This window comes from Candidatus Planktophila sp. (assembly GCF_036734405.1).
Classification (GTDB): Bacteria; Actinomycetota; Actinomycetes; order Nanopelagicales; family Nanopelagicaceae; genus Planktophila.
Genome location: NZ_DAIMYR010000002.1, coordinates 226,037 through 241,895 on the forward strand (window position 1 = coordinate 226,037; position 15,859 = coordinate 241,895).

General features: G+C 47.7%; 15 protein-coding genes and 1 riboswitch. Of the genes, 6 read left to right on the forward strand and 9 right to left on the reverse strand.

Going from position 1 to position 15,859, the window contains the following annotated elements; translation table 11 throughout:
* Positions 1-2 precede the first annotated feature (2 nt).
* A complete protein-coding gene (locus AC9UC2_RS03255) occupies positions 3-1,019 on the forward strand; it encodes a Gfo/Idh/MocA family protein (protein ID WP_509525215.1) in 1,017 nt (338 codons plus the stop codon).
* Positions 1,012-2,181, forward strand: a complete 1,170-nt coding sequence (locus tag AC9UC2_RS03260; protein ID WP_509525216.1) for an FAD-dependent oxidoreductase — start codon at positions 1,012-1,014, stop codon at positions 2,179-2,181. The genes AC9UC2_RS03255 and AC9UC2_RS03260 overlap by 8 nt, the downstream gene beginning before the upstream one ends.
* Here AC9UC2_RS03260 and AC9UC2_RS03265 read toward each other — a convergent pair.
* From AC9UC2_RS03265 to AC9UC2_RS03280, 4 genes are all read right to left on the reverse strand, one after another.
* Entirely contained in the window at positions 2,161-3,051 is an 891-nt protein-coding gene (locus AC9UC2_RS03265; RefSeq protein ID WP_509525218.1) for a TIGR01777 family oxidoreductase, read from the reverse strand. The two genes, AC9UC2_RS03260 and AC9UC2_RS03265, sit on opposite strands and share 21 nt — an antisense overlap.
* Positions 3,052-3,058: 7 nt before the next feature.
* A complete protein-coding gene (gene sucB, locus AC9UC2_RS03270) occupies positions 3,059-4,768 on the reverse strand; it encodes a 2-oxoglutarate dehydrogenase, E2 component, dihydrolipoamide succinyltransferase (RefSeq protein WP_509525220.1) in 1,710 nt (569 codons plus the stop codon).
* A 16-nt stretch (positions 4,769-4,784) separates the two neighbouring features.
* Entirely contained in the window at positions 4,785-6,152 is a 1,368-nt protein-coding gene (gene lpdA, locus AC9UC2_RS03275) for a dihydrolipoyl dehydrogenase (RefSeq protein ID WP_509525222.1), read from the reverse strand.
* Between the two features lie 85 nt (positions 6,153-6,237).
* On the reverse strand, positions 6,238-7,728 hold the full coding sequence (locus AC9UC2_RS03280; protein ID WP_509525223.1) for a leucyl aminopeptidase: 1,491 nt from the start codon (positions 7,726-7,728) through the stop codon (positions 6,238-6,240).
* Positions 7,729-7,766: 38 nt separating this feature from the next.
* Between AC9UC2_RS03280 and gcvT the strand changes: the two genes are divergently transcribed.
* Positions 7,767-8,855, forward strand: coding sequence for a glycine cleavage system aminomethyltransferase GcvT (gene gcvT, locus AC9UC2_RS03285; RefSeq protein WP_509525225.1), 1,089 nt, complete (start codon positions 7,767-7,769; stop codon positions 8,853-8,855).
* Here the strand turns inward: gcvT and AC9UC2_RS03290 are convergent.
* Genes AC9UC2_RS03290 through AC9UC2_RS03305 form a run of 4 tightly spaced genes read right to left on the reverse strand, consistent with a single transcriptional unit; the run spans position 8,836 to position 12,501 of the window.
* Positions 8,836-9,633 (reverse strand): ECF transporter S component, encoded by a 798-nt coding sequence (locus AC9UC2_RS03290; protein ID WP_509525226.1) that lies wholly within the window; start codon positions 9,631-9,633, stop codon positions 8,836-8,838. The genes gcvT and AC9UC2_RS03290 overlap by 20 nt on opposite strands.
* Positions 9,630-11,237 (reverse strand): ABC transporter ATP-binding protein, encoded by a 1,608-nt coding sequence (locus tag AC9UC2_RS03295; protein WP_509525228.1) that lies wholly within the window; start codon positions 11,235-11,237, stop codon positions 9,630-9,632. Before AC9UC2_RS03295 ends, AC9UC2_RS03290 begins: the two co-directional genes overlap by 4 nt.
* Positions 11,234-11,980: an energy-coupling factor transporter transmembrane component T family protein gene (locus AC9UC2_RS03300; RefSeq protein WP_509525230.1), complete on the reverse strand. Its 747-nt coding sequence runs from the start codon at positions 11,978-11,980 to the stop codon at positions 11,234-11,236. Before AC9UC2_RS03300 ends, AC9UC2_RS03295 begins: the two co-directional genes overlap by 4 nt.
* 2 nt (positions 11,981-11,982) lie before the next feature.
* On the reverse strand, positions 11,983-12,501 hold the full coding sequence (locus tag AC9UC2_RS03305; RefSeq protein ID WP_509525231.1) for an SCO2322 family protein: 519 nt from the start codon (positions 12,499-12,501) through the stop codon (positions 11,983-11,985).
* Positions 12,502-12,603: 102 nt separating this feature from the next.
* Positions 12,604-12,795, reverse strand: a riboswitch (cobalamin riboswitch).
* 31 nt (positions 12,796-12,826) lie between these two features.
* On the opposite strand from AC9UC2_RS03305, the gene AC9UC2_RS03310 reads away from it, so the two are divergent.
* Positions 12,827-13,828: an aldo/keto reductase family protein gene (locus AC9UC2_RS03310; RefSeq protein WP_509525233.1), complete on the forward strand. Its 1,002-nt coding sequence runs from the start codon at positions 12,827-12,829 to the stop codon at positions 13,826-13,828.
* A gap of 7 nt (positions 13,829-13,835) precedes the next feature.
* Here AC9UC2_RS03310 and AC9UC2_RS03315 read toward each other — a convergent pair whose 3' ends face one another.
* Positions 13,836-14,384 carry a DUF3043 domain-containing protein gene (locus AC9UC2_RS03315; RefSeq protein WP_509525234.1) on the reverse strand — a complete coding sequence of 183 codons (549 nt, stop codon included), beginning with the start codon at positions 14,382-14,384 and terminating at the stop codon, positions 13,836-13,838.
* A gap of 95 nt (positions 14,385-14,479) precedes the next feature.
* Here AC9UC2_RS03315 and AC9UC2_RS03320 point away from each other — a divergent pair, with 95 nt between their 5' ends.
* Positions 14,480-14,824 (forward strand): HesB/IscA family protein, encoded by a 345-nt coding sequence (locus AC9UC2_RS03320; RefSeq protein ID WP_509525236.1) that lies wholly within the window; start codon positions 14,480-14,482, stop codon positions 14,822-14,824.
* 31 nt (positions 14,825-14,855) lie between these two features.
* A complete protein-coding gene (locus tag AC9UC2_RS03325) occupies positions 14,856-15,830 on the forward strand; it encodes a carbohydrate kinase family protein (protein ID WP_509525238.1) in 975 nt (324 codons plus the stop codon).
* Positions 15,831-15,859: the final 29 nt, after the last annotated feature.

Here is a 15,859-nt window from a genome sequence, read left to right on the forward strand (position 1 = left end):
TCATGAACCTTCGAGTAGGAATTGCGGGGTATGGGCTAGCCGGTCGGTACTTTCACGCACCACTGCTCAAAGGTTGTGGCTTTGAGGTAGTCACGGTTCTAACTAGTAATCAATTGCGGGCATCACATGCTTTGGAAGATTTTCCTGACATCAAGGTTGTCACAACGATGCAAGAACTGCTTAGCCACAACTTAGATCTTGTTGTTGTCGCCTCTGCAAATCTAGCCCACGCTGAACAAGCTGCTGCTGCGCTAAAGGCTGGGATTCCTGTTGTAGTTGATAAACCCATGGGACGTAATCTTGTAGAAACTAAATCAATTGTTGAACTTTCTGATTCACTTGGGGTCCCAGTAACAACTTTCTTTAATCGACGCTGGGATAGCGATGCTTTAACCATTAAGAAAGTTTTAGCAAGTGGCGTACTGGGACAGATTCATAGAATGGATTCTCGCTTTGAACGCTTCAGGCCAGATGTAAACAAAGATTCTTGGCGAGAGAATATGAGCGCCGAAGATGGGGGAGGCCAACTACTCGATCTTCAGCCACATCTGATTTCAACTGCAATTGATTGGTTCGGAAAGTGCGAACTAGTAACTGCAACGGTCAGAGCAATTCGTGGGGCAGCAGATGATGATTCAGTTTTGGTTTTGCGTCACGACAGTGGGGTTATGTCGTATCTTTCTGCAAGCGCGGTTGTTGGCGCTCCAGGTCCCCGAATTCGAATATTGGGTAGCAAGGGTGCACTAGTGATTAATGATTTAGATCCACAGGAAGCGCTGCTTCGAGCTGGAAAGTTTCCAGCAGGTGGAATTTGGTCAGAGCCAACAACCTCGGTTGCACATATACATCGCGGAAACGAAGTAGAAGAGATTCAAGGCATTGCTGGAAATTATGCGATGTTCTACACCGCGGTGGCTTCGGCAATTAGTAACGGAACCGCTTGGCCAGTCTCCAACGTTGATGCGCTACTTGTAGCGTCCATAATTGATCAAGCAAGGATTATCGGTACCAATGTCTGATTCTTCAGATGTTCTGATTATTGGCGCAGGCCTTGCAGGCCTTAGTGCAGCAATCACCTTGCAAGCAGCCGGACGAAATGTTCGGGTCATCGAAAGCTCTGATCGTCCAGGTGGTCGAGTGACTTCGGATTTAATCGATGGGTTTATTTGTGATCGCGGGTTTCAACTTATTAATTCAAAATACCCTGCACTTATTGATCTAGATGTCATTAAGGAGATTGATTTCATCCAAGCTCCACGCGTTATCGAGGTCGCTTTAGGAATTGATCGACGAGCTTTGGGTGATCCTCGCGTAGCTCCCTGGACGGCGTTAGACAAGGCAACCGGAACTATTCCAGAGAAATTAACACTGTTGCGTTTTCTGGCTAGCTCTCCCAAAGAAAATCAGTCTGTTGAAGATGTTTTAAAAGTTGCTGGCGCCACATATGTGCGCGTCCTGCGACCATTCCTGCACGGTGTTTTTCTGACAGATCCGAAAAATGTTGATGCACGATATGGCAAATCAGTGATTAAAAGTTTTGTCACAGGTTCAATTGGCGTTCCTCGAAAAGGTGTAGCGGAGCTTTCAAAAGCTTTAGCTGCACGAATCAGTTCAATCACCTATGGCGTGCAGGCAGATAGTCTTGAAGGAAAAATAGTAAAAACATCTGCCGGAGATTTCAAAGCCGAAACAATCATCGTTGCAACCGATGCGACTACTGCAACACAACTTCTAGGATTGCCCGAAGTACCGCGAATGGCTGGTTGCATTACTTGGTATCACGCCGTGGCAAACAACCCTTCCGGAAATGGGCGCTTGATTGTTGATGGTCAGAATCGTGGGCCGATCATCAACTCAATAGTTATGTCGGATATTTCATCTAGTTATGCACCACTTGGACAGCATCTAGTGTCTACAACAACTGATTTAGGTGCAACTGAATCCGATGTTCGCAGACATTTAGCAATCATGTGGGGGATCAGTACCCATGACTGGCAATTGATAGCCAAATATGAAATTCCAGCAGCTCTGCCGATTCACAATGTAGGACGAGCCCTAACTCAAACCGTTAAGGTGTCAGAGGATCTATTTGTTGTTGGCGATCATCGAGCAGTGCCTTCGCAACAAGGTGCACTTTTTTCAGGCCGATTGGCTGCAGAACTAATCCTCAATCAGGGCTGATAGCGCCTCTGAAATGTGCGGGTAGTCCCACGTAAAGCCAGCTTCTTGCAACACATGAGGTATGACTCGCTTAGAACCAAGAATTTCGGAAGAGAATCCACCGAGTGCCATCTTGAGTGCGATGGCTGGGGCCGGAAACAATGCAGGACGGTGCATTGCACGCGCCAAAGCTGCTGTGAACTCTTGGTTGGTTACAGGGTTTGGTGCAGTCAGATTTACTGGACCTGAAATTGGATTTTCTAATGCAAAAACAATTGCTCTGATTTGGTCGTGCAAGGTAATCCACGACCACCATTGCTTGCCGTTACCTAGTTTTCCACCTAGACCTAAACGAAATAAAGGCAACATCTTTCCAAGTGCCCCACCCGTTGGGTCCAGAACTAAACCTGTACGAATCTTTACCGTGCGCACATCCTGGGCAAGATCAGCAGCAGCTTCCCATTCGCGACAAACCGCCGCAAGGAAATCATCACCAACTCGATCTGTTTCTACGACCGCTCTGTTTCCGCTTTCTCCATACCAACCGATCGCAGATGCAGAAATGAAAACTTGTGGTTTTAGCTCGGCTACTGCTTTAGCAATCGCGGTAGTTCCTAGAAGACGAGAATTCAGAATTTCACTCTTATATTTTTTGCTCCAACGCTTATCTCCAACACCAACTCCGGCTAGGTGAATGACCGCGTTAACCCCGCGCAGAGGTTCTAGATCAACAAATCCTGTTTGCGGATCCCACTGAACTTCATCAGCACCAACTGGGGCGCGACGAACAAGGCGTTGAACAGTATGACCTTCAGCTTTTAGATGACCGACTAGCGCTGTTCCGATAAGTCCAGATGCGCCAGTTATAGCGATTCGCTGATGTACTGACATGTCGGAACTAAAGTCCTAGATCAGACTCAAATGCGCCGCCTTCGAGACGCTCTTTGAGAGTTACTAGGAAGCGAGCTGCATCTGCGCCATCAACAACACGATGGTCATATGACAAACCAAGATAAACCATTGAACGGATCGCAATTGTCTCTCCGCCATCTTCTCCACGAACAACCATTGGTCGCTTTACAACTGCGCCTAGTCCAAGGATTGCTACCTGTGGTTGATTAATGATTGGTGTATCAAACAACGCACCGCGGCTTCCGGTATTTGTTAATGTGAAAGTTCCGCCACCAAGTTCATCAGGAGTTACCTTGTTGTCGCGTGTGCGTGCAGCTAGGTCGGCAATCTTGCGTGCAATGCCACCCATGTTGAGATCGCCTGCATTTGCAATAACTGGAACTAGTAAGCCCCGCTCGGTATCAACGGCAACACCAAGGTGTTCTGCGCCGTGATAAGTGATCTGATCACCTTCGACTGATGAGTTAAGAACAGGATGTTGCTTCAGTGCTTCACATACTGCAACGGCAAAGAATGGAAGGAAAGAAAGCTTGACACCCTCACGAGCTTCAAAGCTTGCCTTAGCACGATCACGAAGACGTGCAATCTTCGTTACATCAACTTCAACAACCGTCGTTAGCTGAGCACTTACCTGAAGTGATTCAACCATGCGAGTTGCGATAACTTTGCGAAGTCGTGACATGGTCACTGTTGTTCCACGCAACGGAGAAACTGCAACAACTGGCGGTTTAGCGGCCGATGGTGTTGATGCAACTGATGCGACAGCTGCAGGTGCTGCTGGGCGAGCAAGAGCTTCAACATCTTCACGACGAATTCTTCCGCCGATTCCTGTTCCCTTAACTTGTGCAAGATTGACGCCAAGTTCAGATGCAAGTTTGCGAACTAGGGGAGTTACATAAGCATCAGCAGGTTGTGAACTCGGTACAGACACAGCGACTGGGGTCGATGGTTGAGGTGGAACCTGTGCCACCGGATTGGAAATCAGAGGCTCGGACACAACTGGTGCAGGAGGTGGAGTCGCAGGTGCGGCAACAACTGGCGCAGGTGGTGGAGTTACAGGGGCAGAGACTGCTCCGCCAGCGGATCCAATTAATCCAAGACGCGCTCCCACTGCAACTGTTGTATCAACTGCGACATCAATAGCAAGAAGTGTTCCAGCAACTGGTGAAGGGATTTCTGTATCAACCTTGTCAGTTGAAACTTCTAGTAGCGCTTCATCAACTGCAACAGAGTCTCCAACATTTTTTAGCCAACGTGTAACCGTGCCTTCGCTAACGCTCTCACCAAGTGCGGGCATAGTGATTACTGTTCCCGCACCTGTTGCAGCCGGTGCTGCCGGTGCTGCTGGTGCTTGAGGTGCTGGTGTTGCGGCAACTGGTGCTGGGGCGGCTTCAGGCACAACTACTGGAGTCACTGGTTGAGCTGGAGCAACTGCAGGAGCAGGCGTTGATGCGCCAGCGCTATCGGCAATAATCGCAAGTTCTGCGCCAACTGGAACAGTTTGATCTACCTGAACAACAATCTTTTGAAGAGTTCCAGAAACTGGTGAAGGAATTTCGGTATCTACTTTGTCTGTTGAAACTTCTAGTAATGGTTCATCAACATTCACATGATCACCTTCGGCCTTTAACCAACGAGTGACTGTGCCTTCGCTAACGCTCTCGCCAAGTGCGGGCATCGTTACTGAGAATGTCATCTATTTCTCTCCTTGGTTATCCGTGTGCGTGAAGCGGTTTGCCTGCAAGTGCCATATGAGCTTCGCCCATTGCCTCTGACAGTGTTGGGTGTGCATGTATCAAAGGAGCCACATCGTTTGCATGCGCCTCCCAGTTATAAATTAATTCTGCTTCAGCCAATAGTTCTCCAACACGTGCGCCAACCATGTGGACCCCAAGTACTGGACCATCTTTTTGTGCAACAAGTTTAATTGAACCGGCTGTGTTGAGAATCTGAGCCTTACCGTTTCCGGCCAAGTCATAAGTCAGCTCGACGACATCATGCCCACGCTTTTTTGCCTCTGCAGTAGTTAAACCAACTGAGGCAACTTCAGGCTCTGAATATGTAACGCGTGGAACGCCATCGTAATTAATTGGACGTGGATTTAAACCTGCGATTTCTTCTGCAACCAAAATTCCTTCAGCAAAACCAACGTGGGCAAGCTGCAAAGTAGGGATCAAATCGCCAACTGCCCAGATGCCAGGAACGTTGGTGCGGCACTTATCGTCAACAAGTACATAACCACGGTCCATTGAGATGCCTTGTTCTTCATAGCCCAGATTTGCCGACACTGGTCCACGACCAACTGAAACCATAAGTACTTCGGCAGTAAATGTCTTTCCATCTTCTAAAGTAACGGTGACGCCATCTGCATTCTTAACGGCAGACTGAAAGCGAACACCAAGCTCAAATTTAATTCCACGCTTGCGGAAGGCACGCTCTAGCTGCTTGCTGGATGACTCATCTTCTAGGGCAATTAAATGAGGCAAACCTTCGATGATGGTTACATCTGAACCAAAAGACTTCCACACAGAGGCGAATTCACAACCAATTACTCCACCACCAAGAACAATCACGCTCTTTGGAACATAAGACATCTTCGTTCCATGATCTGAGGTAATAATTTTTTCGCCGTCAATCTCTAAACCGGGAAGCGTCTTTGCATACGATCCTGTCGCGAGAATGACATTCTTTCCGGTGTAGCGAACGCCATTAACTTCTACTGCATCTTTGGCAACGAGTTTTCCGTAACCTTCAATAAAGGTAATGCCGCGGGATTTAACTAATCCAGATAAACCTTTGTACAACTTACTGATGACGCCATCTTTGTATGAGTTGACCCCAGCCATGTCGATGCCATCAAATGTTGACTTGACTCCAAAGTGTGAACCTTCGCGAGCGCCATCTGCGATCTCTGCGGAATGCAAAAGCGCCTTGGTGGGAATGCAACCTCGGTGTAAGCACGTTCCGCCGACCTTGTCCGCTTCGATTAAAGCAACGCTCAAACCAAGTTGTGCGCCGCGAAGGGCTGCGGCATAACCACCGCTTCCTCCACCAAGGATGACGAGATCAAATTGAGACACTAAACGGCTCCCTCCATGCGCCCACGCGGGCTATGTGCTTATCTTGCCTCAAAGAGGGGCAAACCTCCCAATGCAAAGCGAAGGGCTACCCCTGCTCGGCCAAAGTCACAAGTGAGCGCAAAGAAATACCGGTTCCACCGACGGGTGTGTAGCCATGTGCCTTGGCTTCGTTGTAAGCAGGACCCGCAATATCCAAATGCAGCCATGGCAGATCCGGAGAAACGAAATCCTTAAGGAAAAGTCCAGCAACAAGCATGCCGCCCATGCGATCACCAATATTGGCTAAATCTGCAACTGGGGAATCAAGTGAAGCACGTAGCTCTTCTGGAAGTGGCATCGGCCAGAACTGCTCGCCACTGATCGCAGTTACTTTCATGAAAGCTTCGCTAAATTCTGGGTTGTTGGTCATTACGGCACTGGTACGAGTTCCTAACGCAACAACTTGTGCTCCTGTCAAAGTCGCGACATCGATAATTCCATCTAACTTGGTATTAACTTTTTGAGCTTTCATTAAAGCATCAGCTAGAACCAAACGACCTTCAGCATCAGGGTTTAAAACTTCAACGGTCTTGCCACCAAAGATTGTGATGATGTCACTTGGTCGAGTCGCAGTATCACTTGGCATGTTCTCTGCCAGTGGTGCCCATGCATCGATTGCCACGTTAAGTTTTAATTCAGCGATTGCGACAACTGCGGCGCTCACCGCGGCGGCTCCGCTCATATCTGACTTCATCGCCTCCATACCCGCGGCAGGCTTTAAGGCTAAGCCACCTGTATCAAAGGTGATTCCCTTTCCAACAAATGCATAACGCTTGGCGACCTTGCCTTTTGGTGTGTATGAAATATGTAGCAAACGAGGTGGATTTGCTGAACCTTGACCTACTCCGATGATTCCACCAAAGCCCTGAGACTTGAGTTGTTTCTCATCCCAGATTTGAACCTTTAATCCAGATTTTGATCCGCCTGCAGCTTTTACAACCGCTGCCATTTTCTTGGTGAAGGAATCTGGTGTTAAGTGACTTGGGGGAGTGTTGATTAAATCTCTTACTAGGTATGTGTACTTGGCCACAATTCCAGCACGCACAATGGCCGACTTGGCATCTGCATGAGTTGCAAGCTTGGAATGAATAGTGATTGTCTTTAGCGGAGCTTTGAAATCAGCCTTTGTCGATCCGCGAAATTCGGTAAAGGAATAAGCACCAAGTGCTGCGCCTTCAGCAACAGCGGCAATCTCTGGCAGCGTTTTAGCTGGAAGTGAAAATGTTGCTGATGCATTGCCGGCTAAAGCTCGTGAAGCAGAACCTGCGGCACGGCGAAGAGTTTCATGTGAATACTGCGTTGCTTTAGCACCTAGGCCGGTGAAAACAAACATCCGAACATGAGTACCTGGCACCTTAATTACTTCATCAGTCTTTCCAGTAGCGCCCATGTCAACAAGTTGGGCTAGGACTGTTTTTGTGTCGATCGCCATCTCGCCAGATTCGATGGCGATTCCGCCCTTTGAATTTGTAGAGGCAAGACCCAGGACAAGTACTTCATCTTTAACGACGCCATCAGAAATCTTTAGTGTGCTCATACCCTGAAGCGTAATAGATGTATTGGTAGGTTTGCACAATGAAGACATCACCTTTACATGACAAACACCTAACGCTGAACGCAAAAATGGCGGATTTTGGTGGCTGGTTGATGCCAATCGAGTATCCCGGCGCAGGTGTTCTTGCTGAGCACGCAGCGGTTCGGGAAAAGATGGGACTCTTTGATGTATCCCATTTAGGCAAGGCATCAGTTACAGGTGATGGGGCCCTTGAGTTTCTCAATGCGTGCCTGACAAATGATCTGACCAAAATTACTGACGGTTCGGCTCAGTACACCTTGTTGTGTTCTGCCAACGGTGGAGTCATTGATGATTTGATTGCATATCGAAATTCTCCTAGCGACTTTTTTTTAGTGCCCAATGCATCAAACACGACCGATGTTGTAAAAGTGCTACAAGAGCAGGCACCTGCACACATCACTGTTACTAACTTGCACAATGATTTTGCTGTCCTTGCGATACAAGGTCCGCTAGCACCAGAGGTCCTTACCAAATTAGGAATTTCGACAGACATTGATTACATGGCTTTCACGCATGTCAGCATTTCTGGTGCTGATGTAATTCTTTGTCGTACCGGATATACCGGTGAACTAGGTTTTGAACTACTTCCACGGACACAGGATGCGGCAAAAGTCTGGGACGCCATTGTTCAAGTCATTACTCCAATGGGTGGCTTGGTGTGTGGGCTGGGAGCTCGCGACACATTAAGAACTGAAATGGGATATCCATTGCATGGCCATGAACTATCTCTTGATATTTCACCTGTTGAAGCCAGCGCCAACTGGGCGGTTGGTTGGCAAAAAGAAAGTTTTATCGGCGCAGCAACTTTGAAGTCCCAAAAAGAAGAGGGTGCTCCGCGCAAAAGTTTTGCACTTAAGTCTTTGGATCGTGGAATACCACGAGCAGGCATGTCGGTTAAAAACCTAGAGGGAATCGTTGTCGGTGAAATTACAAGTGGAACATTTTCGCCAACGTTAAAACATGGCATAGGTCTTGCCTTGCTGACCCCCGACGTAAAATTGGGGCAGAAACTTGTTATTGATGTTCGCGGTCGCGAAAGTCAGTGCGAAGTCGTAAAACTGCCTTTTGTTACTTCACACGTTCGATAAAGTTAATTGGGGCTAGAAACGCAGCGCGGGTATGAGTCCTACGTAGAGCTGACAGGACCGGCTTTCCAGAAAATATGATTAGAGCTGAAGTAAATACTGCTCGTGGAATATCCCAGGCCATAGCTGTAGCAAAGTGAAATGTTATGAAACGGTTTATATTCTCTGAGATATCGCCATTTGGTAAGTACGACAATTGAGTTGATGACCCTAATGCCCAGGGCCAAAACTGAAGGTCCATCAAAATTCCAAACAGTTGTGCCGCAAAGATTGCATAAACAATCATCATCACAATTTCTCGATTTCCCCGCGTTGCTTTAGGTAAGAAGCCAGCTATCAGACCTATCCAGGCGGCAGCAAATACTTGGTATCCAAGCCAAGGTCCGATTCCTCCTGTAAGCAACGCAGATACAAACATCGAAATCATTCCTAAGAGAAATCCAAATGACGGGCCAAACACTCGAGCGCTTAAAATTAGGATGAACCACATTGGCTCGATTCCGACGGCACCCGCGCCCAAGGGACGCAGCGCTGCAATGAGCGCAGATAAAACCCCGAGCAACGCAATTGATTTCGCATCTAATTGTTGACTGGAAACCTGAAGCACAACTACTACAAAAGAGAATCCAACCGCTATCCAAAAGAAAAGTTGAGTTTGGGGCAGATTCTCACCTTCATAGAAAAAAGGCCACAAAAACCCAGCTGCACTAAACATTGATGTGATCAATAAAACGAAGGCGGTTTGTCTAGAAAAAGTAATGACATTACTTGTAGTTTTCATTGCAACTCCTGAATGGCAGCAACAACATCTTTAACACGTAACCAAGGTTGGGGGGACATGACCTTGGCAACTTGCGGTGCAAATGCTGGTGATGACAGCAGGACTTCTAATGTTGATCCGTCAGCGACAATGTCTCCATCAGCGATAAATATGACTCGGCTCGCAAGCTCTGCAACAAGTTCAACATCATGGGTGGCAAGCACTACAGCTCTTCCGAAAGTTGCAGCAAACTGAATCAGAATTCGTGTCAATTGACTCTTCGCCTCGTAATCAAGACCCCGGGTCGGTTCATCTAAAATCAAGATAGCTGGATTGGCAGAGACAACAACGCTGAGCGCTAGACCAAGACGTTGACCTTCTGACAAATCCCTGGGGTGGATATTTCCTGATATTCCGGGAACTAGTTGCTCAAGCACCGAATACGTAGTTCCCGCGGTTAATTCATTGTCTCGATCTGCTTGCTCGCATTCAATCTGCACAGATTGGCCATACAAAAGATCGCTGGGCTCTTGGGGGATAAAACCAATACTTTGGCGACGCTGTTTTCCTTGTAGTTCCAGAGGGTCTTTGCCCAATAAATCAATCTTTCCTGACTGAATTGGATTCACACCTGCAATAGCTTTGAGAAGTGAACTTTTTCCTGCGCCATTTCTTCCCATTACCGCAACGATTTCGCCTTGATTGATCTGCGAAGAAACATTGTTCAGAGCAACCTTTGATCCATAACTGACACTTAGATTCTGGATTGAAATAACCGCGGTGCTAATTTTATCTGGCGCATTTTTTCTTGCTTGTGTTGGTAGTTCTCTAAACTGCGTGGTCATTCGGCGCATCTCACGAACCGTTAAACCTATTTCCTGTAAACCCAACGCTTTAGCAAGATGAACAATCGGCGGTGCAATTGGAGAGTTCATTAATATTTCTTCAGGCGTACCGACATTTGCGATACCAGCGCCATTGATATGCACGATTCTGTCGGCAAACTGGATAACTCTTTCCAGTTTGTGCTCTGCAATCACCACCGTAAGTCCTAAGTCGTGAACTAGTCGGTGCAGAATCGATAGAACTTCTTCAGCCGCAATAGGGTCTAGCGCACTTGTTGGTTCATCTAGAACTAAAACCTTTGGATGAGTAACAAGTGCCGCACCAATCGCCACGCGCTGTTGTTCACCGCCGCTCAAAGTTGCGATGGATCGATTTCGTAGCGGGGCAAGGCTTAAGAGATCTAAAACCTCTTCTACGCGCTTTCGCATGACTTCATTTGGGAGATTTAGAACCTCCATGCCAAAAGCCAACTCTTCTTCTACCGTGTCAGCCACAAAACCATTTGCAGGATTTTGACCGACGATTCCAATTAGATGTGCCATGGCTCCAGGTTTAGCCAGTTGGGTAGAGGTTCCGTTCACACTTACATCTCCGGCCAAAATGCCACCGGTGTGATGAGGGACTAGGCCGTTAATTAGACGCAGTAAAGATGATTTACCAGAACCTGTTGGACCAATGACTAGGACTAATTCGCCTTCTTCGATAGTCAGATTCAAATCTTCTAAAACTGTTGTAGTTGAATTTGGATAAATCAGGGATACATGCGAGAACTTGATCATGAAATCACCAACACACAAAGAGCCGATACAACGACAAGTGAATCTTTCAGTCTCCACGAGATCGGGCGATATCGGGATCGTTTTTTACTTACGCCATAACCGCGACTATCCATGGCTGCAGCCAGATCTAGCGATCTAGCCAAAGATTCTTCGAGCAATGGAATTGCAACTCGTTTCCAAGAGGTAAAGCCCTTGGTGCTCTGTCCGCGCAACCGCTGCGCCATGCGAATTCTTTTTACGGAAGTAACAATCTGTGGGAGCACCGATGTCGCGATTACTACCGCAACTGCAAATTCATAAATGTAAACCGGTAAAACTCGCAACAGGCGGTGTGGGCTCGTAAGTGAAGCAGCTGCGCCAAAGATCACGATGATGGAACAAATCAGAAGTCCTTCTGTCAGAGCCGAAGAAAGTCGTTCCCACGTGACAACGCCACCTATACGTATTCCGGGCATCCATGTCGGCAGTGGAACGATAGGCAGCTCGATAATTTTCGTTCCGGGAATCGGAACACCAATTGTGATACCTATCAGGGTGCGGATGGCCAGAATCCAGGCAGATAGTTTCAAAGTCCAATCAAAACTTTTCGCCCACGGAGCATCATCACGCAAACTAAAAACAACAACCATCACTACACCCAGACAGGCGAGAGTGAACCAGGTGCTATCGAAGCGAATAATGGCAATTGCCAAGCCGATAGCCCATAGCCACCAAGTGAAAGGGTGCAGGGATGGTTTTGTCATAATTATTTTTTGAGGTAGCCCTTAGGTGTTTTCATTTCTACGCCGCACTCTTTGGCCGGGTATCCATTAAGGCCGCAAATAAAGCCAGAGCCTTGTGCTCGAACTTTGGCAACTTGCCCCAGCACATCAATACCTAAAGCATCTTTATCTGCAACCACACACTTTTGGATTAACCGAGGCGTTGATTCACCCTTGGGGCGTAAAACTGAAGATCCGAAATCAATCATGACAGCTACTCGTTTTTTACCAGCAACTGCTTTGGTCTTTCCGCAGATCTTAGAAAATGAGGGAGCGACCTTGGGAGATTTAGCATCAGGAATTGCATCGTTGCTAAAGGTAAATGCCCAACCTTCTACAGAACCATCGGCAACGCCGACTGTTGGTCCGGTCATCGCTGCTGTCCATGTTGTTGCATTTGGTGCGGCTTGGAAGTAACCCCAATAACGCCAACCCGTGTCGGCAGCTTGAGATTGAGGGATGGATAGTGATGTCAGAGTAAATAAAACAATTAAGAATTTCATTTTCATAACTGTGGAGCCTCTCGAATGTGTAAGAGTCTCACAGGGAGTGAACCACACGAATATAGGACAAGTCATGCAAACAACTTGTACTGACGTTAGGAGCACACCCCGCAAACCTCGGCGGGTGTTTGTCTCATCTACACCAAGTAGGTAATCCGACTTGTCTCGTGAACAAATTTCTTTATTCACGTAAAGACTTACGGTTGCGGGTCAGCGTCGGATTTTCACCGAACTTCCCCTACAAGGTGAGCTATTTAGTTGTGTGCGAACCAAACCACAAGCAGTGAGGGTTGGCAACTAGGCGCGCACGCCATAGGCTTTTGGGATGGAATACAGACGCCTTGGCAGTACCGGAATGTACGTTTCTGAAATCGCTTATGGAAACTGGATTACGCACGGAAACCAAATCGAATCAGAAGCAGCTATCAAGTGTGTAAGAGCCGCACTTGATGAAGGAATTACTACCTACGACACCGCAGATGTCTATGCCGGCACTAAGGCCGAAGTTGTTTTAGGTAAAGCACTCAAGGGTGTTAAGCGCGAGTCATACGAGCTTTTCACAAAGGTGTACTGGCCAACGGGTTCCGGCAAGAATGATCGAGGGTTGTCTAGAAAGCACATCATCGAATCATGCAACGCATCGCTAAAGCGTTTGCAAACCGATCACATCGATTTGTATCAGATGCATCGTTTTGATTACGAGACGCCGCTGGAAGAATCACTAAGCGCCTTTGATGACCTTGTTCGTGCGGGCAAAGTTCATTACATTGGTTTTTCGGAATGGGATGCTTCGCAGATTAAATCAGCGTTAGCAATTCAGGACGCCCGTGGTTACAACCGCTTCGTGTCGAGCCAACCCCAGTACTCAGCTTTGTGGCGGGTTATTGAAGCTGAAGTTGTTCCGCTTTCCCAAAAGGAAGGAATCGGACAGATTGTCTGGTCTCCAATGGCCCAAGGTGTTCTGACTGGAAAGTACTTGCCAGGCAAGAAGGCACCTGCTGGTTCACGAGCCACCGACAAGGCAAGTGGCGCAAACATGATTAAGGGCTGGTTGCGCGAAGAGGTATTAGAAGCAGTTCAAAACCTGAAACCAATTGCAGATCAAGCCGGATTAACAATGTCGCAACTGGCAATTGCTTGGGTACTGCAAAACCCAAATGTCTCTTGTGCAATCATGGGTGCGACAAAGCCTAAGCAGGTTAAAGAAAATGTTAAGGCCGCTGGTGTAAAGCTAGATGCCGATGTAATGAAAGCTATCGATAAAGCTCTTGGAAATCTTCCTGAGCGCGATGCTGCAAAGAACGTAAGCCCTAACCCACGGGCTTAACGCTTCTTTAATCGATCGAGTCGCCGACCTTTACCTGAGGGTGCGGTGCACGAAGTCTGCGCATTTGAGTTGAACGCAACCAGGCATACATTCCTAGACCCTTTGTAGATGTTCCTGGAAACTTAATTGCCATCGCTTTACGGATCTTGCGTGATAGAAAGAATCCATCAATAACTGCAAGAACCAGAACCGCGTACATCAATGCAACTGCGCCAATTTGCACCGCAGGAATTGGAAAAAGCGTGAGAACTAAAACGATAAAGATGATCGGCAAGAAGTATTCACCAGTTGATCGGCGTGAATCAACGAAGTTGCGAACATAGCGTCGGGCAGGTCCGCGATCGCGAGCAGGCAGCGCTGACTCATCGCCACGCAAATAGGCTGCGCGTTGTGCGACACGACTCTGTCGGGCTAGTGCCTTTGATGCGCGCTTTTGATCCTTAGTTACGACGGGAGCTAACGTAGAAACTTTGCGCTTTGATTCTGCTTCTTTTCGTTTGGGGGTCGGACGACCCTTTCCCTCGCTTGTTGTCCCTTTACCGTCATTAGTTGTCATAGGCGCAACTATAGAGCCCGACTCTTAAAGCCTCGACTCGCAGCGGGCCTGCGCAGGGAGTAGGATTACGGGGTAGTCAATTAAGGGGAGCAATAATGACAACAGAAGCAACAACAACAGGAATTCTTTTAACAGATGTCGCCGCATCAAAGGTATCTGCCCTGCTTGCGCAAGAGGGTCGCGATGATCTGAACCTTCGTGTTGCTGTTCAACCTGGAGGTTGCTCAGGCCTCAAGTACCAGCTGTACTTTGATGACCGCAATATGGATGGCGACATCATTCGTGAATTCGGTGCAGTAAAGGTGATCACAGACAAGATGTCTGACCCATACCTGTCTGGTGCAACTATCGATTTCGTTGACACAATTGAAAAGCAAGGCTTCACAATTGATAATCCAAACGCAGCAGGTTCTTGTGCCTGCGGCGATTCATTTAACTAACCACCTGCCTGCAACACACTAGGATCCCTACATGAAAATCGGTGTAGCGGGTTCGGTAGGTCTTGACCACTTAATGACTTTCTCCGGAAAGTTCACCGATTCTTTGGTTGCTGGATCGCTCGAGAAAGTGTCCTTAAGTTTTCTGGTAGATAGCTTGGATGTTCGTCGCGGAGGATGTGCTGCAAACATCGCCTATGGAATGGGCGTGCTTGGCCTTAATCCAATTTTGATTGCCGCAGTCGGCAAAGACTGGGCTGATTATGAAGCCTGGCTATCTCGTCACGGCGTTGATACATCACATGCATTGGTGTCGACAACGCTTCACACCGCTCACTTTGTTGTAACGACAGATCAAGATCTCAACCAGATAGCGTCATTTTTTCCAGGCGCAATGTCAGAGGCCCGCAACATTGAATTAAGTCCCATCATGGAAAAAACTGGTCGTTTAGACATGATGGTTATTTCACCTGATGATCCAGAAGCAATGCTGCGCCATTCTGATGTGTGCCGCCAACTAGGTATCGCCTTTGCCGCCGACCCTTCGCAACAGATGGCGCGTATGTCAGGTGATGAAATCAAACTTTTGATTGAAGGTGCTTCTTACCTGTTTCTCAATGAATATGAACTCGCCTTAGCTATGCAAAAGACTGGGTGGAGCGATAGAGAAATCTTAGAACGCGTGAAATACCGAGTTGTGACTCTTGGTTCTAAGGGTGCCAAAGTAGAAAGTGCGGCAGGGGAGTTTGTTCAAGTCAGCTGCCCTAAAGAAAACTCCAAAACCGACCCAACCGGCGTCGGAGACTCATTTCGATCGGGCTTTATTGCAGGTTTGGCTTGGGGGGTTTCCCATGAACGGTGTGCTCAATTAGGTGCACTTATCGCAACCTATGTAATAGAAACTCTTGGAACTCAGGAATACCGATTCACCAGCGCGCAATTTGTAGGACGTTTTGCCCAGGCCTATGGGCAGTCCGCTGCCGATGAGATCGCAGTACATCTTAAGTAATGTGAGCAGTGCCACCCCTCGCCGAGAAT